This window comes from Pontibacter aydingkolensis (assembly GCF_019443125.1).
GTDB lineage: Bacteria > Bacteroidota > Bacteroidia > Cytophagales > Hymenobacteraceae > Pontibacter > Pontibacter aydingkolensis.
The window spans coordinates 45231-67550 of record NZ_JAHYXK010000003.1 but is presented as its reverse complement, the minus strand read 5'-3'; the positions used below and the strand labels follow the sequence as shown (position 1 = coordinate 67550).

Below are 22320 nucleotides of genomic sequence, written 5' to 3'. Positions count from 1 at the left end.
TAAGTATGATTTATCTTTCTTATTTAAGGTCGCTCTGGATAACAGCCATAGCCTCTTCGATGTAAATATCTTTGCGAAGGCTCTTCAGGAACTCCTTATTTCGGGCTACCTGTGCTGTATCTGTACCAATGGCTTTAAGGTCTTGAGGCAAGCGGCTAACGTTTAGCACCGGTACTTCTTTCTGGGCTTCTTCGTATCGCTTAGACTCTGCCTCGGCTTTTTTCTCCTCGGCTACATACTTAGCAAACTGTAAAGAGCGAACCGTATTCTCAGACTGCTTTTTAAGGCGCTCACCACTCTCTTTTATAAGTGAGAATGATTTATTCTGTGCGATCCTGTTCTTGCTGTTTGCCTGTATCTTAGCTACGTTCAGCCTGTTGTTCATCCAGGTTTTATAGTTGGCCGGAGCAATCTCATCAAACGGAAGCGGGTACTCCTGCTCCTTCTCACCAAACTCCATGTAGCTGTACATGTCCGGAAGTATAATATCAGGTGTTACGCCACGCAATTGAGTAGTACCACCGTTAATTCTGTAAAACTTCTGGGTAGTTAACTTAAGTGCGCCAAACGGTTTGTAGGCATTAAACTGCGCAGGAAGTGCTTCATCAAGCTCAAAAAACTGCTGTACAGTACCTTTGCCATAAGTCGGGCTACCAATAATTACAGCACGTTTGTAATCCTGCATAGCCGCTGCCAGAATTTCAGAGGCAGATGCACTGTTAGCGTTTACAAGTATAGTAAGCGGTCCGTCGTACTGCACCTTAGGATCGCGGTCGTCAAGTACAATGGCTTTTCCGGATGCTGTTTTTACCTGCACCACTGGCCCTTTATCTATAAACAGACCCGCCATTTCTACGGCATCGCCCAAAGAGCCACCACCGTTATTACGCAGGTCAAGTATAAGGCCTTGCATGCCGGCAGCTTTCAGTTTCTCGACTTCTTTCTTAACATCGGCGCCACTGTTACGGCCACCATTGCGCTCAAAGTCAGCATAAAAGCCTGGAAGTTTAATATAACCAATCTTCTCTTTAGCATCGATTATAGCAGACTGCGCATAGGTCTCTTCAAAGATAATCACATCACGCACGATCGGAATTACTTTATTGGATCCGTCCGGCTTTTTAACAGTAAGGCGTACTTCTGTTCCTTTTTTACCGCGTATCAGCTGTATAGCATCATCGATGCGCATACCCATTACAATAACCGGCTCTTCTTTGCCCTGGGCAACTTTCTGGATAACATCGCCAGGCTTAAGGTCGCCCTGCAGGTAAGAAGGGCTGCCTGGTACAATCTCGTTTACTTTTATCTGGCCGTCTACTTCAAGCAAAGAGGCTCCAATGCCTTCCAGCCTTCCGCTAAAGTTAATGTCAAAATCAGACTTGGCTTTAGGAGGGAAATAACCAGTATGCGGATCATATACATTGGCAATTGCATTGATATACACAGCACGTCTGTCTTCCTTATTGATCTTTGAAAGACGATCGTACAGGTCTTTATAGTTCTTAGTTAGTTTTTCGCGGGCTTCTTTTTCCATCTGCTCAAAAGTCTTTTTCTCAACTTTTTCACCTTTGGCAATAGCCTGCTCCTGGTCTTTCTGCATGTCGGCCAGTCGTACAAGTGCCTGGTACTTTAACTGCTTGCGCCATTCTTCTTTCAGGCCGGCTTTGTCTTTAGCATACTTAAGCTTTTTGCTCTCCAACTCTATAGACTCATCGGTGTTAAAGTCAAATGGCTGTGCAAGTATTTCTTTGTAATAAGCTTCCGACTCTTTTACACGTTGCTCAATAAGCGCGGCAGAAACATCAAAAAGCTCATAACTGCCTTCACGCAATTGATCGTCAATGGCTGTTTCATACTTGCGCAACTGTGCTACATCAGACTCAAGTAAAAACTTCTTGTTGTAGTCTAGTCGGTCTAAGTATAAACCAAACGCTTTCTTAGAGAAAGAATCGTCTATTTTCTCAGGTCGGTAGTGGCCCTGGTTAAGGCCCTGCATCAATGCCTTGATCAGGATCTCGTTTTTCCCTTCAGGCACATCCGACGCCCTGTAAAGAATAAATGAGCCTGTCAGTAAAACAACTGCAAGTACCGACAATATTATTTTAATTCTGGTTGTCAATGATAGCATCTAATTAAGTTAGTTGAACCTATTATAGTCTGTGCAAAAGTGATGCCGCTTATAGCGGGTATCTTAATTTATTTGTGCGTGTATTAATGCGTAATGTAGCACAATTAGAAATCAAATCATAAGCCAGGCCGCAGCCTTTATACAGGTTGCACTATTATTCAGACAAACGGCCTGTTTATCTATACCATACGGTGGCGGTATACGAATATTATAACTATACGCTTGTTTTTTTCGTTTCCGATTATAGAAACAAAATTTAAAAGCTATGAATAATAATGAAAAAGCAGTAGATGTTTTACAGGAGTTAAACCAGTTTGTAAACGATAGAATTGAAGGTTACAAACATGCAGCTAAACTAACAAAGGACCCTGCGCACCAATCATACTACAACGACCTGGTAAACCAGAGTTCTAAGTTCTCTAACGAGATTAACAGTACAATTAGCAGCATGGGCGGTACTACAGAATCAGGCACAACTGCTAAAGGTAAAATTTACCGTGGCTGGATGGATGTTAAGAACACAGTTACAGGCAGCGACGAAGAATCTGTTATAGAATCAAATATCTACGGCGAGGAGTGGGCGCAGAAAGCCTATAACGATGCGCTGGACCATAGAGGTGAATTACCACCAAACGTGGTGCAGATGGTTGAAAAGCAAAAGAATGCCTCTATGGCTACTTGTGAGCGCCTGCGCCAGATGAAAGACTCTGCTGACTAATTAAATAGTAAATAAAAAGAGGGTTGCCTGGATAAGGCAGCCCTTTTTTTATTTAAAAATCTATGCTTTGCAGTTTGCCTTATACTTTTTGTAGCATGAAGAATATATTGTTTTTAGGAGACAGCTTAACTGCAGGGTATGGCTTGCCTGCTGCACAGGCTTATCCGAGCCTGATACAGAAAAAATTGAGCGAAGAAGGATACACCCGGTACACTGTTCTAAATGCAGGGCTTAGCGGCGATACATCCTCCGGGGGACTGTACAGATTAGATAGGTGGCTGTCGCAACCAATAGATATTTTTGTGCTGGCCCTGGGAGCCAATGATGGAATTAGAGGTATACCAACCCGCGAAACAACGCAAAACCTGCAGAAGATAATTGACAAAGTAAAACTGCACTACCCAGAAGCAAAAATTATACTTTCCGGTATGGAAATTCCAGACATTGTGCCTGGCCGTTATGCTGCAGAGTTCAGAAAACTTTTCAGAGAGCTGGCACTTACAAACAACATTGCTTTTGTGCCATTTTTGCTGGAGGGTGTGGCCGGCATGCAGCATCTTAACCTGCCTGATGGTTTGCACCCAAACGCTGAAGGGCAAAAAATACTGGCTAAGCATACCTGGGATGTACTTAAAGATATGCTTGAGCCATGAAAAAGTCAGCTGTTCTACTGCCCTTAAGTTAATTATTTATATCCTCTACTATTGGTTTTGAAATGCCACCTCTGTCGCTGCGGTTTTTAAGTTCCAGCTCATAAGCTGCGGCCTGCTCCATACGGGCTCTTAATTCTTTTAAGGTATTGCGTTCCCAAATGGCAAAAGCCGTGGCATCTGTCTGTTCAATGTCTTTTGAATTATCGTCGATGTGTTTAATCGCGTCTTTCTGAGCCTTTACAAGATTATCCCAAAGCTCTGCATCAAACTTGTCAGCTTCAGTTTCACGTGGCTTCTCAAGGTATTCCTGTTCGTCCTCTGTTAGCTGTTGTGGTAATGATAAACTGTATTGTTGCTCCAGGTCCTTAAGCTCATTTAGTTTTATAGTAGCCCAGTTATTGAGATCCTGAGCGTAGCGCTTTAAGCTGTCAGTCTGAGCTCTTTGTTGTGCCAGTGAGGCAAGTTCTTTTTGCAGCATCATGTGGCGTGATGTATAGGCAAGCAGTTCCTGCCTTTCTTCTGTTAAGGTTGAGTCTGCAGCGGTTTCTGTGGTACCGTTAGCTTGGCCGTTACTACCAGAATCGCAGGCTGGCAATCCAGACAGGAAAGTGAGGCAAATTACGCCTATCAGGTATTTTTTCATAGGTTTATTTGTTTGATACAATTGTGTCTATCATTTGCATACGCAACAAGCGTAAATTGTTTGCCTAAGCAATGTGTAAGGTTTAGTTGGCAGTAAGTGCTGAAATGAAAAACACCTGCCCTAATGTATTGTAGGGCAGGTGTTTTAAGCATTTAAGCCGAAGCTTAGTAATAGATGTGTTCGCCTCTATGCTTCTGGAAATGCGACTCAAAGTAGCGCGCATCTTCTGCATTATGAGGTTTAAAGCCAAGTACTATATTACCTTCTTTAATGCCTGTTTCGTATACTTTGGCACGCTCTTCAGGTATGCCTGCGCCTACTAGGGCACCAATTAAGCCACCAGTTAATCCACCTGCGCCTGCACCGGCTAAACCAGCTGCCAACGGACCAGCAACCACCAGTCCTAAGCCTGGTATCGCAATCGAAGTACCAATAGCCGCAACTGCACCAATAATAGCGCCTAAAGTACCACCAATAGCAGAACCTGCGCCAGTACCCTCCAATGATTTGTTACCTAATTCTGTATCGCCACGCTCATCAACGTCATCACCAAAGTGGCGATCACGGGCTTTATCCGACATCACTACGTTAATATCATCTTTATCGTATCCGCGTGCGCGCAATTCGTTATATGCACGTTCTGCGCTTTCTCTGTCACGGAACATGGCAGTCATCATGCCATCGTTATCTCTTTTGTCCATCATAGCTTTTATTTATTGTTTTGATCAATTATAGAAATATAACAGCTATTGTTTTTTTGCTGTTGGTTTATAATAACGGCTCCAAATGCTTTTAGTTACGATAGGAAAGCAGTACTGAATGTGGCCATAGTACTTAATACCTAGCATAAGTATCAGTTCAGTAGCCGCCTAAGTCCTGCTCTTAATGCTTATTCTTTTGGCGGCACAAGTACCTTGTCTATTATGTGCACCACACCATTCGATGCATTTACATCAGCAGTTAATACTGTGGCTCCACCCACCGTAAAAGTTTGTCCTTTTCTCCTTGCAATCACCTCTTCTCCCTGGGCTGTCTTCATTGGCATATTATCACGTATATCTGCTGAGGTAATTCTGTTAGGAAGAATATGGGACTGTATCAGCCGCCTTAGTTCCAGCTCGTTGCCAGGTTGTTTAAAGGCTTCTACTGTACCTGCTGGTAATGCTGCAAAAGCCTGGTTTGTGGGAGCGAACACGGTGTAGGGTGCAGGACTTTCTAAAGTTACGATCATGTTCGCCGCCTTTATAAGTTCCAGAAAGGTAGACAGATTTGGATTCTGCTGTACAAGTGCAACTATGTTCATCTCCCTGCCAATCTGATTGCTGGCCGATACATTAGTATCTGTAGTATCTTCTGCCGTCATATCTGTGTCTGGGTCCATTGCCTTCTTAGAACCTGAGGTGTCTTCCTTTATTTCGCTTTCCAGTGTAGTGCCTGTGGTTGTATCTGTATTAGTATCAGAACTGGCACACCCCAGCAGTGACATTGAGGCTATAGCAATTATAAAAAGTGGATATCCATGTTTTGTTTTCATAGTCTTATTAGAGTTATGTCTTTTAAGCTTTTACTACGGTAAACTTATGTTCAGGGGTATTTCACATAAAAAAAAGCCCTCCCTGCAGAGGAAGAGCCTTTAATATCTAATCTTGTTGATCGCTTACTTATTTGTCTATTGCATCCTGGCTAGGTATGATTACGCTGTCCACAACGTGTATGTAACCATTAGATGCTTCTACGTTAGAAACCTGTACAGTGGCGCCTCCTAACGAGATAACATTATTATCTACACTAACAGGTATGTATCTGTTGTTTGCCAATGTAATACGCTGGCTATTATTAAACATAGTAGAGGATACTTTTGAAGGAAGCACATGAGTCTGCAGTACTGCAGCCAGCTTAGCTTTGTTTTCCGGTAGCAACAACATTTCCAGATCCTCTTTTGATAACTTAGAGAAAGCTTCGTTTGTCGGTGCAAAAAGTGTAAAGTCTCCATCACGCATCAAGTCATCGGAAATACCTGCTGCTTCTGCCAACTGAGTAAAAGTGCTTAGGTTCGGACTCATCTTAGCCAGTTCAATCAGGTTATACTTCTCAGAATCATCTATGTTCTCAAACATATCACTTACATCCTCTGTATTAGTGAGGGATAACGTAGCAAGAGTTATGGTGGCAACCGGTACAGCTACCTCTCTTTCTACTACCACACTTTCTGCGTCATCCATATCGGCCGTTGTACCTGCCATGGTTTGCGTTTCACTCATAGTAGTTGTGTCGGCTGTAGTATCAGAGCTTGCACAACCAAATAGTGCTGTAGATGCAAAGGCTGCTACAGCTAAAGGTTTTATCATTTTCATAATTCTAAATTTTAAGTTAAAAATTGATCAGCCGGACAACTTAATTGTCCGGATAAGGTTTTAGACTACACTTTATTATTAGCAAAGTATAGGCTATTTAATAAATGCTTTTCGGGTGATTACCGGGTTATACCTGTGCCAGGAGTGGTGGTTATTACACCATTTATTACGTGTAAAACCCCGTTAGATGCTTCTATATCAGGTCGCATGATGGTGGCGCCTCCTATGGTAGCAGCACGGGTGTTACTATCCACATTTATAGTGATATACTGATCCTCGCCGGCTTTAATGCGCTGGTTGTCTGATAGGCGGGTAGACGCCACCTCGTTAGGCAAAATGTGGAGCTGAAGGACTTTGATTAGTTCAGCCTTATTCTCAGGCTTTGAAAGCCTTTCAAGTTTTGCTCTTGGCATAGAACTGAATGCCTGGTTTGTAGGTGCAAAAATAGTGTATTTACCATCCGCGGTAAGTGCGTTGGCTATGCCTGCTGTTTCTGCCAGGGTGGCAAAAGTTGATAAGTTAGGGCTGATTTTGGCTAAGGAAATGAGATCATATTGCTTTGTATCATCAACATTGGTAAACATCTCATCATATTCCTCCTCGTTTGTAACAGATAGGGCAGGAGAGGTAGTTGTCTCCATCTCGGTATCGCCAGCCATTGTTTGCGTTTCGCTCATGGTAGTAGATTCCATGGCTGTGGTCTCACTGGACCCTGCGCAGCCGAATAGTGAACAAGATACTATTGCAACTGCAATAACCGGTGTTAATAATCTCTTTTTCATAGCTTGTATTTCTGGTTCATAGTGTAAGTTAAATAATCCATACACCTATTGTTTAACTGAAATAGCAAGAAAATGTTAGCCTAAATCCTTGTAAGGGCTCTCAAGGAATATAGCGGAAACATAAGTTTACTAAGAAGAAAAGTATGTTGACAGATCAATTATAGACCTTAACCACAAAAACGTAGTCTTTTAGTTTTTTTAGCTGTTGAGGTCTCGAAACTCCTAAAAGTGAATTATGCTTAGAAAGAGACATGGGCGCCATAGTAGTAGAAGCCGGCAATTCGTGAATCATTTGCAACAGGTAAGCCGACTTAACTGCAAAAGCTGCACCTTCCTGACCTGCCTGTTTACCACTGATAACACCGATCAGGTTGCCTTTGTCGTCGAGTAAGGGGCCGCCGCTGTTGCCTGGGTTTAATGGTATAGAAACCTGATAAGAGGTTGTGTCGCCTTCAAAGCCGGAACCGGAGCTAAGGGAGCCTTCGCCGAAAACGATGTCTTCGCGCGGGTAGCCTAACGTGAAAACCTTCTCGCCAAGATCAGACTCGTTTGTTTTAAAAGTATAAGGCAGCTTACCGAAACCAGAAAAGGCAGGGTCTGAAACCTTAAGTATAGACAGGTCATGAATTTCGTCGCGGTATACTTCGCTTACTTTATACTTTAAACCAGCTTTGTTCTCGATCATGATAGAGTCGGCGCCTTCCACTACGTGCGAACTGGTAACCAGGTAGCCGTCAGCAGAAATAGCAAAGCCGGTTCCGCTAAATGCAGCCGCGCGGGGTGCTGGTTTAGAGGCGTCATTTATACCATTGATAATAGCTGTTTGTGTTTTTTTGAGGCGCTCTACTTCACGGCGAAGCTCTACGTAGCGCGCTGTTTGTTGCTGTACTGGTGCCTTTAGTTGTTGTACACTCCAAAGTGTACCGAAAACAGATAATAAAGATACGCTTGCGGCAACGGCAACAGTTTGCATGTGGCGGTTCCAGAATACTTTCCAGGCGCCTGGCGAGGCCTGCATGGTTTCAGCCTCCATATCTGCATGAATATTTTGTAACTGCTGTTTCAGCGCCTGTCGCCTGCCATACTTTTGCATGGAATCGAGCAGTTGCTTGTGCTCACGTACTTGCTCGGCAAGGCGCACATCAGTATGCAACAAAGCCTCAAAAGCCTGCTGCTCCTCTATTGCCATTTCTCCGTTCAGGTAGCGTTCAATCTGTTCGTAAGCGCGGTACTCTAACATCTTTGTTTAAATATGGCCAAAAGCCTCGTTATTATTTAAGCTTATATTAAACACCTGGCTTATAGGTGGCAAAAAATATCTTTTTAAGGCGTTGCAGGCATTTATACTTTTGGTTTTTAGCGGTATCAGAGTTGGTGTAACCAAACTTCTCCGTAATTACCTGCATGCTTTGAGTATTAATGTAATAATCCTCTAATAAAGAGCGGCAGGGTTCCCCCAGTTGGCCAAGCGCCTCACCCATCACGCCAAACTGCCTTTCCTGCTCCTCGTGCTGACTGGTGTCTTCCTCAACCTGCACAAAACTGTCTGTTTCTTCCAGTTTAGAGGCGTAGCGTCCTTTTTCAGCCAGTCTTTTCAGCCATAGCCTTCTGCAGACAGAGTACAGGTACGTTTTTATCTGGCAGCTAAGTTCCAGGCTGTTATCTCTTGTTTTTTCATAGAACACGATAACGCCTTCCTGGTAAATGTCCTTGGCCTCGTCGTCGGTTCCGCTGTTGCTCAAAATAAAATGAGAGATCATCGGGAAATAAAGTTTGTACAGATAAGCCAGCGCGCGCTCGTCGTCGCGCCGGATGCCTTCTATCACCGCCTCATCCGTCTCATACAAACTCTTCTTCATTCCAGTCAATTTTTAATACATTAAAGGCAGGATTGTAACCCACAAAAAAAATATTTTTAAATTTTTTAAAAAGTCGGGTTACCTATCTACGGTTCCGGTATAAAGTTCCAAAATCGAAACCAAAACACTTAAACACAAACACAAAATGAAAAATTTATTCACTTTCGCTATCGTAGCTCTTGCTCTTTCTTTCACAGCTTGCAACAACGAAGAAGCAACTACTGAAACTGAAGCAGTTGAGACTGAAGTTGTTGAAGAAACTCCAGTTGTGGAAGAGACTGTAGTAGAAGACACTACTGCTGTTGAGGCTGACACTACTGTTGCTCCAGTACAGTAATTAAAGCAAGAACTTCAGCGAATAGCTTATAGTTCGAAACACAAGGCAGGACCTCGTACTTAAGTGCGAGGTCCTGCTTTTTTTATGGCGTTTATGTTATTATTAGAGTTGATGCCTAATTAAAAAGGCCAGCTTGTAACTGGCCCTTCTGATCATTTCTTCTTATTGCGGCGCTCTATCTCGCTTTTTATAAGCTGGAACTCACGGCTGCTCTGGCCTGCGATAGCAGTGTTCTCGTTTGCCCTACGCAGCAAGTATGGCATTACTTCTCTAACTGGTCCGTAAGGTACGTACTTGGCTACATTGTAACCGGCGTTTGCCAGGTTATAAGACAGGTTATCACTCATGCCATACAATTGTGCAAAGTATACATGCGGGTCATTCGGAGCAACATTATACTTGTCCATCAACTCCATAAGCAAATAACAACTCTCTTCGTTATGGGTGCCGTTGCAAAGCGAGACCCTGTCGAGGTGCTCCATGCAAAAGCGCAGTGCATTGTCGAACAGTTCATCAGAGGCCTGCTTGGTTGGGTTTATCGGGCTTGGGTATCCTTCCTGCTGGGCACGCTTACGCTCTTTTTCCATGTAGGCGCCGCGCACTAACTTAGCACCCAGGTAATACCCGTTCTTTATCGCATTTTCATGGTCGCGCTGTAGTACATCCAGGCGGTCGTGGCGGTAAAGTTGGTATGTGTTGTAGATGTTGGCCTTCTCTTTATTGTAAAGCTCCATCATCTCATATGTCAGGTTATCGATGGTGTCCTGTATCCAGCTTTCCTCTGCGTCCACAAAAACACGCACATCTCTCTGGTAACATCTTTTACAGATCTCGTTTACACGATCACGCCCGCGCTCAAAGGCAGCACGCTCATCCGCAGAAAGCTCTTGCTGCTTCTGTACCTTCTCCAGCAGGTTAATGTCGATCAGGCCTGTAATCTTAAAAACCGCAAAAGGAATGTTCTTATTGCCATGGGCTTTTTCGATGGCACGCAGCAGTTCGTCGCGGGTAGCGTCAAAGCTTTTCTCATTGCCTTCTCCTTCTACAGAGTAATCCAGGATGGTGCCGATGTTATACTTACTCAGTTGTTTAATAGCCCTCTCAGATTCTTCTATTGTTTCGCCACCGCAGAAGTGATTAAAGATGGTTGGCTTGATCAGAAACTTAACCGGCAGATGCAGGTTTATTGCCATGTTAAGAAGGCTGCCGCCTACTTTTACAAAGTTGTTGCTGTTCATTGATTTAAACAGCAGGTACATTTTGTATAATTCGGCGTCGGATTTCGATGAGAACGCAACGGCTGTATCATCGAAAGATACTTTGGTAATCGGGTTCATGTAAGAAAATTTTGCGCTGCAAAGATACTGCTTCGGGTATAGTTCACAACCATTTAAGGGAGCAATTACGGCTTTATTTGCTCAAATCCCAAACCAGAAACAGTTGTGTCTGCCTACGTGTTCAGTATACGGAACAGCCACATCTTGCAAACTATGATTTTGTCCATAATACGTTTGAGCGTCAGATATACGTAATCAGTAGTCATTTGTCTAAACAAAGGTTAACTTTACAGGAATTAGAGTTAAGGATGAAGTTTAATAATAAAGAGTCTTTTTTTACGAAGCTGCGTGTAAAGGAGCAAGGCCCCTTAATTATTGCCGGACCTTGTAGTGCAGAAAGCGAAGCGCAGGTTATGCTTACAGCACAGGCACTTGCAAAACAGGATGTACATATGTTCAGGGCAGGTATCTGGAAGCCGCGCTCCAGGCCAAATACATTTGAGGGTGTAGGGTATAAAGGACTGGAATGGCTGAGCCGGGTAAAGCAGGAACTTGGCTTAAAAGTAACTACAGAGGTTGCCAATGCAAGACACGTGGAGGAAGCGTTAAAGTATGGTATTGATGCTCTCTGGATCGGGGCCCGCACTACAGTTAACCCTTTTGCCGTACAGGAAATTGCCGATGCTTTGCAGGGCGTACAGGTGCCGGTTATGGTTAAGAATCCTATAAACCCTGATCTGGCGCTTTGGATTGGCGCATTAGAGCGTATTTATAATGCTGGCGTTACCGATCTGGCAGCCATACACCGCGGGTTTTCATCTTATCAAAAGTCAAAGTATAGAAATGTACCGGTGTGGCAAATTCCGATAGAGTTGAAGGCTCGTTTCCAGAGCCTGCCTATTATTGTAGACCCAAGCCATATAGCCGGTAACCGGGACCTGATTTTTGCGGTATCGCAGAAAGCGCTGGATTTAGGTTATGACGGTGTAATGATAGAAACGCACCCGGACCCGGAAAATGCCTTAAGCGATGCAGAGCAGCAGGTAACACCAAACGCCCTGAAAGATATACTTGAAAGACTGCAGGTGCGCAAAACCGCTTACGATGATGCGGAGCTGGAAAACCGTGCCGAAGAACTGCGTCTGCAAATAGATGCTGCCGACCATGATATAATTGCCGCACTGGCTAAACGCATGGCGCTTGTAGAGCAGATAGGAGAGTATAAAAAGCAGAATAACGTGCAGGTGCTGCAGCTGGAACGCTGGAAAGAGATTTTCAGGAGTCGTGTTGAGTGGGCTGAGGAAGCAGGCATTAACCCTGATTTTGTAGCTGAGCTTTACAAGCTAATCCACGTGGAATCTATCCGCAAGCAAACTCAGATACTAAACGAGGACCGGTGATTAAAGGGATTTGACCGGTATTAAGTATGATTTCCTGATTAGATAAAATAAAATATAAACCTTGAATGCGCCGGGAATTAAATGGGTTAAGGATATTTTATAGATTTCCTAATCAATTTAAATCTATAAAATATCCTTAATCACCGGTTTTAATCTGTGGTCTTATGAACGAAGCTATATACATTGGGCAGGACGTGCTACAGGATCTGTCGGACTTTTTGCGGAACCGTGCTTTTAGCAAGGTGGTTGTGCTTGTTGATGAAAATACGCTGTACCACTGCTATCCGGCTATAAAGCCATACTTGTCCGAGCATGACCTTATTCAGGTAAAAAGTGGCGAAGAACACAAAACACTGCAAACCTGCGAGCACATCTGGCAACGCATGACGGAGCTTAACCTGGACCGGTGGGCGGTACTTGTAAATCTTGGTGGTGGCGTAATCGGAGACATGGGTGGTTTTTGTGCGGCTGTTTTTAAACGCGGTTTATACTTTGTGCAGGTGCCTACTACCTTACTTGCACAGGTAGATGCCAGCGTAGGCGGTAAAACCGGTATTGATTTCCATGGCCTTAAAAACCACATTGGCGTATACCAAGAACCACAAGCTGTATTCATCAACCCTGCCTTTTTGCAAACGTTACCACCAAAGCAGCTTAAGTCAGGCTATGCCGAGATCATTAAACATTGGTTAATTGCCGATGCAGATGCTTTCCAGACACAGCGCCATGTGGGTTTATTTACCGAAGACTGGGAGGACCTTATTCGCCACTCGGTAAGTATAAAGTCCAAGGTAGTGGAGGCAGACCCATTGGAGGGCGGTTACCGTAAGGTACTTAACTTTGGCCATACGGTTGGGCATGCTGTAGAAAGCTATCTGCTTGAAAAACCGGGGCGGGAACTTCTTCACGGCGAGGCAGTGGCGTTAGGCATGCTTTGCGAAGCCTGGTTATCGGTTAACCATAAACTGTTGCAGCAGGAAGAGCTGGATAAAATTGAAACATTTTTAGTGTCAGTTTACGAGAAAGTGCAGCTAAGCGAGGCCGATATTCAAAGTATAGCCCAGCTTGCCCTGCAGGATAAAAAAAATACACGTACTACCATTAACTGTACATTGCTTAGCGGAATTGGAGAGGCGGTGTACAACCAGCCTGTGACGGTGCAGCAAATAGTGGAGTCGTTACGTTACTATACCCTTATATGAGTAAAAGCCTTACCCTAACGCACCCTACAGGTGTTTTACACACAAGTATAAAGTTGCCGGCCTCCAAAAGCGAGGCTAACCGTGCGCTTATTATTTCAACTTTATCCGGAGGAACAGCAGAACTACATAATTTATCCGAAGCCAACGATACACAGCTGCTACAGCGCCTGCTTAAAAGCGATGATGACACCATAGATGCTGAGGATGCCGGCACGGTAATGCGGTTTTTAACAGCTTATTATGCCGTTACTGGCCAGCAGAAAGTTTTAACCGGTACAGATCGTATGTGCCAGCGGCCTATAAAAGTGTTAGTGGATGCTTTGCGTGAGCTTGGAGCAAGTATAAATTATCTCGGCGAAGAAGGGTATCCTCCCTTAAAGATAGACACTTTTAAGGGCAATGGTAAAAAGCAGCTTAAAATACGCTCCGATATCAGTAGCCAGTACATTTCAGCTTTGTTGATGATAGCGCCTCTGCTTCCGGATGGTTTAGCGTTGGAGCTGGAAGGCAAGATCGGCTCGAAGCCCTATATCGACATGACGCTTTCCATTATGCGGCACTTTGGCGCAGAGGCTACTTTTAAGGGCAATACCATTACTGTTCCGCATCAAAAGTATAAACCAGCGAGCTTTCACGTGGAGTCAGACTGGTCGGCGGCTAGTTATTGGTACAGTATGGTGGCTTTGGCCAAAGAGGCTGATGTTACCCTTCTGGGGCCAAAAGAAAACTCGTTTCAGGGAGATAGCGCTGTGGCAGACATTATGCAGCACCTTGGCGTGTACACCACCTTTACCAGCGAGGGAGTCAACCTGATTAAAAAGCGGCACGAAAAGCACCTGCTCTACGATTTCTCCGATTGCCCCGATCTGGCTCAGACGGTGGTTGCCCTTAGCGCCGCGCTTGGTGTAACCCTGGAGATGACAGGCCTTGAAAGTCTGCGCATTAAAGAAACAGATCGGATTCAGGCGTTGCAGATAGAATTGCTGGGGATGGGATCTAGAATGGAGGAGGTAACACCCGGAGTATTTAGGGTACAACCGGGAATCATCACTAAAAAGAGTCTCAATTTTCGCACGTACCAGGACCACCGCATGGCTATGGCTTTTGCCCCGCTTTCCTTGCTTGCTCCCGTTGAGATTCAAGAACCTAGTGTTGTCAGAAAGTCGTATCCAAGATTTTGGGAAGACCTGGAAAAAGCTGGGTTTAATATAAAGTATAACGATTAAAGCTAATGGAAGAGCGGAGGCTGTATGGAGAGGGCAGGCTTATAAATGAGTTGCTGAACAAAATGCAGCTGATGGAGGAGGCAGCTGGGGGCTGGGCAGCTGTTTACAAAGATGTTGCCTCTGGCAGGTTTTGGATGAAATGTTATACCACTGCCGGCGAACAAAGTAGTGGTGGTTACGAACTGCTGATCAGGCTTCCGTTACCTACTACAGAAGAGTTAATCACCGTTGCCATAGAATCTCCTTTTGAGGATGAAGCTGTGGCTGCAGTTATGCGCTTACTCGATGAAGAAGCACTGGAGCAGAAAAATTTTCGGCATGTGTTGGTGCAGCAGTTGGAGGATAAAGAGTTTGAAAGTATAAGTTCAGATAAAAAGCAACGAATACGAAAGATCATTACTCTGACCTCACTGGCAGACCCTATGAATAAACGCGAGATAAAGGGCAAAACAGTAGCGCAGCTAAAGGCTGATGTCGCATACTTTGAAGACGTTTCAGAGAAGGCGCTACTACTGTTGGATAGGTTGTAAGTGTATACATTCCTCAAGTTTAGCGAAGTGTAAATGTGGCTAAGTCCGACAGCAGTTTTTAACTGGCTTTCTGCGCAAGCAGAAAAGTATACTTTATTTGATTTATACTTTTTGGGAAATTCTCCTCTTGGGAGGGGTAGGGGTGGGTTAATCCACAGTAGCCAAAGTATGAAGTATAGCTTAGGCCATCTGCAGATAGGTCGCGACCTGCCCCTACAAATCAACGCCAGTTTCAGCAGATTTTATACTGTAGCAGATTTGTAGTCAAAGTATAGATCCAGCCACTACAGCCCTTGCTTTTTCAAAGCAAAGCAGTTGAGAACTGCTGCCATACTTAGCCATCCCGAAAGCTTTCAGACGGCGAGATACTTAGGTTTTACCTAACCTCTTCAATTACCTGCTGCAAATAAGCCGGAGCTTTAAGTAGCCTGCTGCCATACCAACTAAACATCTCGCCATCTACTATTTTTATACTTGCCTGTGGGCAAATCTCCTGAAACTCCTGTATGTGCTTTTCTTTAAAAGGGTAGGGCTCCGATGATAAAAGTATAAGTTGTGGGTTGGCTTGTTGCAGTTGTTCAGCGGTTATTTCGGGGTAGCGAGCCATTTTATTAAAGACGTTATCAAAACCACACCGCTGCAACACGTGATCTATAAAGTTATTGCTGCCAACGGCCATGTAAGGTTTTCGCCAGATAAAGTATGCTGCTTTAATTCTTGGTTCCAATGGGCGTAGCTGTTCGAAACCAGCATTTATACTTTGCGTAAGTTCATGAGCTCTGATTTCTGAACCGGTTACTTGCCCCACCTGTAGCATCATTTCCAGCGCATCATCTAAAGTATAAATATCACTCATCCATACTTTATACTTCTGTTGCAGTTGCTCTATGCCTTCTTTATAGTTCTCCTCCTTATTACCGATGATCAGGTAGGGTTGCAACTGGTCAATTACATCAAAGTTGAAATTTTTGGTGCCGCCAACTTTACTTTTCTGCTTAACGTGCTCTTTGGGATGTATACAAAACTTGGTAACGCCAACAATATGATCTCCTAAACCTAGATCAAAAAGTAGCTCTGTTTGGGAGGGTACTAACGATACAATACGTTGGGGGACTTGTTCGAGCAAAATGCTGTTGCCCATTTGATCAGTGAAGGTCACTTTCAGGAATTATGAATAATGAATTAAGAATAGCTATGAACCTCATAGCATCTTTAAAACTGTTGGTATTTAGGGTTTGGTAAAGTATAAACGCTTTCGTTCTTCCCAACCCCAAAAAGGAATCTGTGCTTTTAAGGTATCTATAACTGAGATTTTTACAGTTCTTCTCCTTATTTCAACTACAGTAATAAGGTAAAGAAACAGCATTATAAAAATTGCAGTTGTTATCTCCGTCTCAGCAGAGGATTTCAAATACATTGTTAAAGCTATCCATGGTAAAACCATTAGTATCCAAAACAGGTAGCGGTTCATAAGTATAAGGCTTGTTTCAAGTATAAGATACGGATAGCATGCAAATAAAGCAAAAGCCTCACAAACCAAAGCGGCATGTGAGGCTTTTAAAGTATAAAGTATAAATCTTAACTCAGGTAACGGAAATCCTGCTTGTCCTGAATCTTAAGTACAGTTTCGTAAATCATCTTGATCACATTATCCACGTCGTCTTTGTGCACGGTTTCTACGGTGGTGTGCATGTACTTGAGCGGCAACGAAATAAGGGCAGAGGCAACGCCAGCGTTAGAGTAAGCAAACGCATCGGTATCTGTGCCTGTGGCACGCGACACGGCAGAACGCTGGAATGGGATGTCCTTCTCCTTCGCTGTACTGATGATCAGGTCGCGGACGTTGTTCTGTACTGCCGGGCCATAAGCGATAACCGGGCCTTTGCCGCAGTGTATGTCGCCGCTGGTTTTCTTATCGTACATCGGTGACTGCGTGTCGTGGGTAACATCAGTAATGATGGCTACATCCGGGTTAATGCGGTGTGCGATCATCTCGGCCCCACGCAGACCAATTTCTTCTTGCACGGCATTAACCACGTACAAACCAAATGGCAACGTTTTATTGTTCTCTTTCAGCATGCGCGCTACTTCGGCAATCATAAATCCCCCAATACGATTGTCTAAGGCACGCCCAACGTAGTACTTGTTGTTCATTACCGTAAACTCGTCTTCAAAGGTAGCCACGCAACCTACGTGTATGCCCATTTCTTCCACCTCTTCGCGGTTGCTGGCACCACAGTCCAGGAATACGGTTTCGATGGTAGGTGCTTTGTCGTTTTCAACTTTGCGAACGTGGATGGCCGGCCAGCCAAAAACAGCTTTTACAATGCCTTTGGAAGTATAAATATTTACGCGTTTAGAGGGAGCGATTAAAGCATCAGAACCGCCGTTGCGTTTTAAGTAAATGTAGCCTTCCGGTGTTATGTAGTTTACAAACCAGGAGATCTCATCAGCGTGGGCCTCAATAACTACTTTATACTCTGCATTTGGGTTAATAACACCTACAACAGTGCCGTAAGTGTCCACAAAATACTCGTCGATGTATGGCTTTACGTATTCCAGCCACATTTTTTGGCCTTCCGACTCGAAACCCGTAGGAGAAGAGTTATTTAGGTATTTCTGTAAAAAATCAAAAGATTCTTGTCTCATGTTTAAGGTGAGGTTGTTGGTTAGTGTTAGAATCTAATAAGCCTGTGCCTTTGGCTGAGAAACCCTGGCACAGGCTGTAAGTATAGTATATGTGTTTTTAAAGCGGAATGTTACCGTGCTTCTTACGCGGAAGCGACACGGCTTTGTTTTCCAGCATCTTAAACGCTTTAATTAACTTGGTTCGGGTTTCAGACGGCATAATTACCTCATCAATAAAACCACGGTGCGCGGCACGGTAAGGCGTTGCAAACTTGTCTTTGTACTCCTGTACTTTTTCGGCTAGTTTGGCAGCCGGATCTTCGGCAGTAGCAATTTCACGCTTAAAGATGATCTCTGCTGCACCCTGTGCACCCATAACGGCGATCTCGGCAGTTGGCCAGGCAAAGTTCATGTCTGCCCCGATGTGTTTCGAGTTCATTACATCATAAGCTCCCCCATAAGCCTTACGTGTAATTACAGTAATACGCGGAACCGTAGCCTCACAGAAAGCATACAAAAGTTTGGCCCCGTTAGTGATAATGCCTCGCCACTCCTGGTCAGTACCCGGCAGGAAGCCTGGGACATCCTCAAGTACAAGCAAAGGCACATTAAAGCTATCGCAGAAACGAACGAAACGGGCTGCTTTCGTGCTGGCATTAATATCCAGTACACCGGCAAGTACAGCAGGCTGGTTGCCTACAATGCCTATACTTCTGCCTGCCAGGCGGGCAAATCCTACTACGATGTTCTCTCCGAAGTTCTTATGTACTTCAAAGAAAGAATCAGCATCGATTATACCTTCAATTACCTCGCGTATGTCGTAAGGCTGGTTTGGGTTTTCAGGGATGATGGTATCCAGTACATCACGCGTTTCGTCGCCTTGTGTCTCGTAAGGCAATGCTGGCGGCAGCTCTTCGCAATTCTGAGGCACGTAGCTCAACAGTTTTTTGATGTAGTTGATACACTCTACCTCATTTGCGCAGGAGAAATGCGTTACGCCGCTTTTGGCGCTGTGCGTGCTGGCTCCTCCAAGCTCTTCGGATGTTACTGTTTCGTGGGTAACGGTTTTTACTACGTTCGGGCCTGTCACAAACATGTAAGACGTATCTTGTACCATCATGATAAAGTCTGTGATAGCCGGTGAGTATACAGCACCACCTGCGCATGGCCCCATAATGGCAGATATTTGAGGGATAACGCCAGAGGCAAGGGTGTTGCGGTAAAAAATGTCGGCATAACCGCCCAGCGATACAACTCCTTCCTGAATTCGGGCACCGCCAGAGTCGTTCAGGCCAATTACCGGCGCACCGTTCTTCATGGCCAATTCCATTATCTTCACGATCTTCTCAGCGTGAGTCTCAGAAAGCGAACCTCCCAATACCGTAAAATCCTGGGAAAAGACATAAACCAGGCGGCCATTAATCGTACCATAACCAGTTACTACGCCATCGCCTAAAAAGTACTGCTTGTCCAGGCCAAAGTCTTTGGAGCGGTGCATTACAAACTTGCCGATCTCTTCAAAAGAGCCCTCATCCATCAGCAGGTGAATTCTTTCGCGGGCGGTTAGTTTGCCTTTTTTGTGTTGGGCTTCTATTCGGTCTTCTCCGCCACCCAGCAGGGCTTCTGCGTTTTTGCGCTCAAGTGTTTCTATTTGGGCTTGTCTGATTTCTCCGGCCATGTATGTGTGGTATAACTTATGTAAGCGATTCGGATTGATTAATCCTCAAATTTAAAAACTATGTACCTAAATCCGTTACAATTGCAGCATTTTTTGAATATATAGATTACCAGTCTATTAAAAATGAATCTGGCAGCCTCTTATGTTACAGAAACAGATAGCTTAGATAAAAAAGAAGGGCTGCCTGATGCAGGCAGCCCTTCTACTATACTTTAACAAATGTTATTCTTTTTCTTTGTCCGGTGTCTTATCCGTTCCTGATGACTTGGAAGCTTCTTTTTCTTCCTCTGTCTCGTCAGAAGCACCTTTGGCTTTTTTGCTGTTACTCTTCTTAGACTTAAAGGTTAACTTTTCTTCGCCTTCCTTATAGTCTACCTGAATAACGTCGCCCTGGTTTACCTCAGCTCTCAGAATTTCCTCAGCAATCGGATCTTCGATATACTTCTGAATAGCGCGGTTCAACGGACGGGCACCATACTTTGGATCATATCCTTTTTCGGCCACAAAGTCTTTTGCCTCTTTTGTAAGCTCGATCGTATAACCCAATGCCTCCACACGCTTGAACAGCTTGCCAAGCGAAAGCTCGATAATCTTGTGCATGTCCTCACGGTTAAGCGAGTTAAACACGATCACATCATCCAGGCGGTTCAGGAACTCAGGCGAGAACGTCTTCTTTAAAGCGCTGGCAATTGTGCTCTTCATGATATCGTCTACGTTCTCTTGCTTGCTCTTCGACATGAAACCAATACCAGCTCCGAAATCCTGTAGGTCGCGGGCACCGATGTTCGATGTCATGATGATGATTGTGTTACGGAAGTCAACCTTGCGGCCCAGTCCATCTGTAAGTATACCATCATCCAATACCTGTAAAAGCAGGTTGTATACATCCGGGTGCGCTTTCTCTATCTCGTCCAGTAATACTACAGAGTATGGCTTACGGCGGATCTTCTCGGTAAGCTGGCCACCTTCTTCGTAACCAACATATCCCGGAGGCGCTCCTACCAGGCGAGACACACTGAACTTCTCCATGTACTCACTCATGTCGATACGCACCAGCGAATCTTCTTTATCGAACAGGTAAGTAGCCAGCACTTTTGCAAGCTCTGTTTTACCAACACCAGTCGGACCAAGGAACACAAACGAACCGATTGGCTTCTTCGGATCTTTCAGGCCAACGCGCGTGCGCTGAATAGCTTTTACTAACTGTGTAATGGCTTTGTCCTGGCCGATCACTTTGCCTTTTAGTTCATCGCCCATGTTTAGCAGCTTAACGCCTTCTTTCTGAGCGATACGTTTTACCGGAATACCTGTCATCATGGCAATAACCTCTGCCACATTTTCCTCTTTTACGGTATAACGCTTCTTCTTAGTCTCCTCTTCCCAGCTTTTCTTAGCACTTTCAAGCTGGTCAATCAGTTTTTTCTCTTTATCACGCAATTGGGCAGCCTCTTCATACTTCTGGCTCTTTACAACGCGGTTTTTCTCTACCTTGATGTTCTCAATCTGCTCTTCCAGCTTCAGGATATCATCCGGTACAATAATGTTGTTGATGTGCACACGCGCACCAGCCTCATCCAAAATATCGATGGCTTTGTCTGGCAGAAAGCGATCACTCATGTAGCGGTCACTTAGCTTAACGCAGGCCTCGATTGCCTTATCGGTATAGTTTACATGGTGGTGATCCTGGTACTTGTCCTTGATATTGTTCAATATCTCGATTGTCTCTTCCGGTGTGGTAGGGTCTACCATTACGATCTGGAAACGACGGGCCAAAGCACCATCTTTCTCGATGTACTGGCGATACTCATCCAAGGTAGTAGCACCGATGCACTGAATCTCGCCGCGGGCAAGCGCAGGCTTGAACATATTAGAGGCATCCAGTGAGCCTGATGCACCGCCGGCACCAACAATGGTATGCAGCTCATCAATGAACAGGATTACGTCCGGAGACTTCTCCAATTCATTCATCACCGCTTTCATACGCTCTTCAAACTGACCTCTATACTTTGTGCCGGCAACCAACGATGCTAAATCCAGAGTAACTACACGCTTATTGAAAAGCACGCGGCTTACCTTTTTCTGGATAATGCGCAGGGCAAGACCTTCCGCGATAGCTGTTTTACCAACACCCGGCTCACCTATAAGTATAGGGTTGTTCTTTTTGCGGCGGCTAAGTACCTGAGCTACACGCTCAATTTCTTTTTCACGGCCAACAATAGGGTCCAGTTTGTCATCTTCAGCCAGCTTGGTTAAGTCGCGGCCAAAGTTATCGAGTACAGGCGTACGCGACTTTTCGCCAGGCTTTTTGCTTGAGCTGCCAGAGCGGGAAGACGAACTGCCCAGGAACTTGTCGGAATCATCGGTATCGTCTGTATCAGACGACGCAAGTGGATTATTGCTATGATAATCCAGGGAGTCTCTTATTGCTTCGTAGTTCACGTTAAATTTCGCTAAGATTTGAGAAGAAATATTGTCTTCATCCCTTAGGATGGATAATAAGAGGTGCTCTGTACCAATGATATCACTCTTGAAGATCTTAGCCTCCAGGTATGTTATCTTGAGCACCTTCTCAGTCTGCTTTGTAAGCGGGATACTGCCGGTAATGTTGCTGCTTTGGGTAGCTGTATTTCGGGTAGCTTGTTCTAAAGCGTACTTTAATTCATCTATCGAAACGCCCAGCTTCTTAAGCAGAGCAATGGCTGTACCTTCTCCTTCCCGAATCATGCCCAGCACCAGGTGTTCGGTGCCGATGTAATCATGACCAAGTCGAATAGCTTCCTCACGGCTGAGCGAGATTACCTCTTTCACTCGGTTTGAGAATTTAGCTTCCATGTATACTGTTTATAATCTTAAAAAAAGTCAAAAATTGATAATTGGCTTAGGCTTACTTAGAACTCTACCTTTA

At 44.5% G+C, this 22320-nt stretch carries 21 protein-coding genes; 7 read left to right on the top strand and 14 right to left on the bottom strand.

All coding sequences use genetic code 11. From position 1 onward, the window contains the following. Positions 1-19 precede the first annotated feature (19 nt). On the bottom strand, positions 20-2128 hold the full coding sequence (locus K0O23_RS04850) for a carboxy terminal-processing peptidase (protein ID WP_219876273.1): 2109 nt from the start codon (positions 2126-2128) through the stop codon (positions 20-22). Positions 2129-2393: 265 nt separating this feature from the next. Between K0O23_RS04850 and K0O23_RS04845 the strand changes: the two genes are divergently transcribed. Further along, complete coding sequence (locus K0O23_RS04845; protein ID WP_219876272.1) at positions 2394-2846, top strand: ferritin-like domain-containing protein; 453 nt, start codon at positions 2394-2396, stop codon at positions 2844-2846. A 95-nt stretch (positions 2847-2941) separates the two neighbouring features. Beyond that, complete coding sequence (locus K0O23_RS04840; protein ID WP_219876271.1) at positions 2942-3499, top strand: arylesterase; 558 nt, start codon at positions 2942-2944, stop codon at positions 3497-3499. Positions 3500-3527: 28 nt separating this feature from the next. On the opposite strand, the gene K0O23_RS04835 is transcribed toward K0O23_RS04840, so the two are convergent. The 7 genes from K0O23_RS04835 to K0O23_RS04805 all read right to left on the bottom strand — a co-directional run bounded on the left by K0O23_RS04835 (position 3528) and on the right by K0O23_RS04805 (position 9137). Beyond that, positions 3528-4142 carry a DUF4142 domain-containing protein gene (locus K0O23_RS04835; protein WP_219876270.1) on the bottom strand — a complete coding sequence of 205 codons (615 nt, stop codon included), beginning with the start codon at positions 4140-4142 and terminating at the stop codon, positions 3528-3530. A gap of 164 nt (positions 4143-4306) precedes the next feature. Beyond that, positions 4307-4846 (bottom strand): hypothetical protein, encoded by a 540-nt coding sequence (locus K0O23_RS04830; protein ID WP_394371680.1) that lies wholly within the window; start codon positions 4844-4846, stop codon positions 4307-4309. A 185-nt stretch (positions 4847-5031) separates the two neighbouring features. Then, the gene (locus K0O23_RS04825; RefSeq protein ID WP_219876269.1) at positions 5032-5676 is read right to left on the bottom strand and encodes a fasciclin domain-containing protein; all 645 of its coding nucleotides are present in this window, start codon (positions 5674-5676) and stop codon (positions 5032-5034) included. A 127-nt stretch (positions 5677-5803) separates the two neighbouring features. Continuing rightward, positions 5804-6496: a fasciclin domain-containing protein gene (locus tag K0O23_RS04820; protein WP_219876268.1), complete on the bottom strand. Its 693-nt coding sequence runs from the start codon at positions 6494-6496 to the stop codon at positions 5804-5806. 119 nt (positions 6497-6615) lie between these two features. Beyond that, the gene (locus tag K0O23_RS04815) at positions 6616-7278 is read right to left on the bottom strand and encodes a fasciclin domain-containing protein (protein WP_219876267.1); all 663 of its coding nucleotides are present in this window, start codon (positions 7276-7278) and stop codon (positions 6616-6618) included. A 154-nt stretch (positions 7279-7432) separates the two neighbouring features. Beyond that, positions 7433-8518 carry a S1C family serine protease gene (locus tag K0O23_RS04810; RefSeq protein ID WP_219876266.1) on the bottom strand — a complete coding sequence of 362 codons (1086 nt, stop codon included), beginning with the start codon at positions 8516-8518 and terminating at the stop codon, positions 7433-7435. A 46-nt stretch (positions 8519-8564) separates the two neighbouring features. Next, positions 8565-9137 (bottom strand): RNA polymerase sigma factor, encoded by a 573-nt coding sequence (locus tag K0O23_RS04805; protein WP_219876265.1) that lies wholly within the window; start codon positions 9135-9137, stop codon positions 8565-8567. Positions 9138-9282: 145 nt separating this feature from the next. Between K0O23_RS04805 and K0O23_RS04800 the strand changes: the two genes are divergently transcribed. Beyond that, positions 9283-9474, top strand: coding sequence for a hypothetical protein (locus tag K0O23_RS04800; RefSeq protein WP_187067582.1), 192 nt, complete (start codon positions 9283-9285; stop codon positions 9472-9474). A gap of 152 nt (positions 9475-9626) precedes the next feature. Here the strand turns inward: K0O23_RS04800 and K0O23_RS04795 are convergent, their stop codons facing one another. Then, positions 9627-10811 (bottom strand): proline dehydrogenase family protein, encoded by a 1185-nt coding sequence (locus tag K0O23_RS04795; protein ID WP_219876264.1) that lies wholly within the window; start codon positions 10809-10811, stop codon positions 9627-9629. 248 nt (positions 10812-11059) lie between these two features. On the opposite strand from K0O23_RS04795, the gene K0O23_RS04790 reads away from it, so the two are divergent. The 4 genes from K0O23_RS04790 (at position 11060) to K0O23_RS04775 (ending at position 15109) form a co-directional block, all read left to right on the top strand. Beyond that, positions 11060-12151, top strand: a complete 1092-nt coding sequence (locus K0O23_RS04790) for a bifunctional 3-deoxy-7-phosphoheptulonate synthase/chorismate mutase type II (RefSeq protein ID WP_219876263.1) — start codon at positions 11060-11062, stop codon at positions 12149-12151. Between the two features lie 164 nt (positions 12152-12315). Continuing rightward, positions 12316-13353, top strand: a complete 1038-nt coding sequence (gene aroB, locus K0O23_RS04785) for a 3-dehydroquinate synthase (RefSeq protein WP_219876262.1) — start codon at positions 12316-12318, stop codon at positions 13351-13353. After that, positions 13350-14579: a 3-phosphoshikimate 1-carboxyvinyltransferase gene (locus tag K0O23_RS04780; RefSeq protein ID WP_219876261.1), complete on the top strand. Its 1230-nt coding sequence runs from the start codon at positions 13350-13352 to the stop codon at positions 14577-14579. The genes aroB and K0O23_RS04780 overlap by 4 nt, the downstream gene beginning before the upstream one ends. Positions 14580-14584: 5 nt before the next feature. After that, a complete protein-coding gene (locus tag K0O23_RS04775; protein ID WP_219876260.1) occupies positions 14585-15109 on the top strand; it encodes a hypothetical protein in 525 nt (174 codons plus the stop codon). 376 nt (positions 15110-15485) lie between these two features. On the opposite strand, the gene K0O23_RS04770 is transcribed toward K0O23_RS04775, so the two are convergent. From K0O23_RS04770 to K0O23_RS04750, 5 genes are all read right to left on the bottom strand, one after another. Further along, positions 15486-16250, bottom strand: coding sequence for an ABC transporter substrate-binding protein (locus K0O23_RS04770; protein WP_219876517.1), 765 nt, complete (start codon positions 16248-16250; stop codon positions 15486-15488). An 87-nt stretch (positions 16251-16337) separates the two neighbouring features. Continuing rightward, the gene (locus K0O23_RS04765) at positions 16338-16580 is read right to left on the bottom strand and encodes a hypothetical protein (protein WP_219876259.1); all 243 of its coding nucleotides are present in this window, start codon (positions 16578-16580) and stop codon (positions 16338-16340) included. A gap of 107 nt (positions 16581-16687) precedes the next feature. Beyond that, complete coding sequence (locus tag K0O23_RS04760; protein WP_219876258.1) at positions 16688-17758, bottom strand: M42 family metallopeptidase; 1071 nt, start codon at positions 17756-17758, stop codon at positions 16688-16690. A gap of 97 nt (positions 17759-17855) precedes the next feature. Further along, complete coding sequence (locus tag K0O23_RS04755) at positions 17856-19415, bottom strand: acyl-CoA carboxylase subunit beta (protein WP_219876257.1); 1560 nt, start codon at positions 19413-19415, stop codon at positions 17856-17858. A gap of 222 nt (positions 19416-19637) precedes the next feature. Continuing rightward, the gene (locus tag K0O23_RS04750) at positions 19638-22247 is read right to left on the bottom strand and encodes an ATP-dependent Clp protease ATP-binding subunit (RefSeq protein ID WP_219876256.1); all 2610 of its coding nucleotides are present in this window, start codon (positions 22245-22247) and stop codon (positions 19638-19640) included. Positions 22248-22320 lie beyond the last annotated feature (73 nt).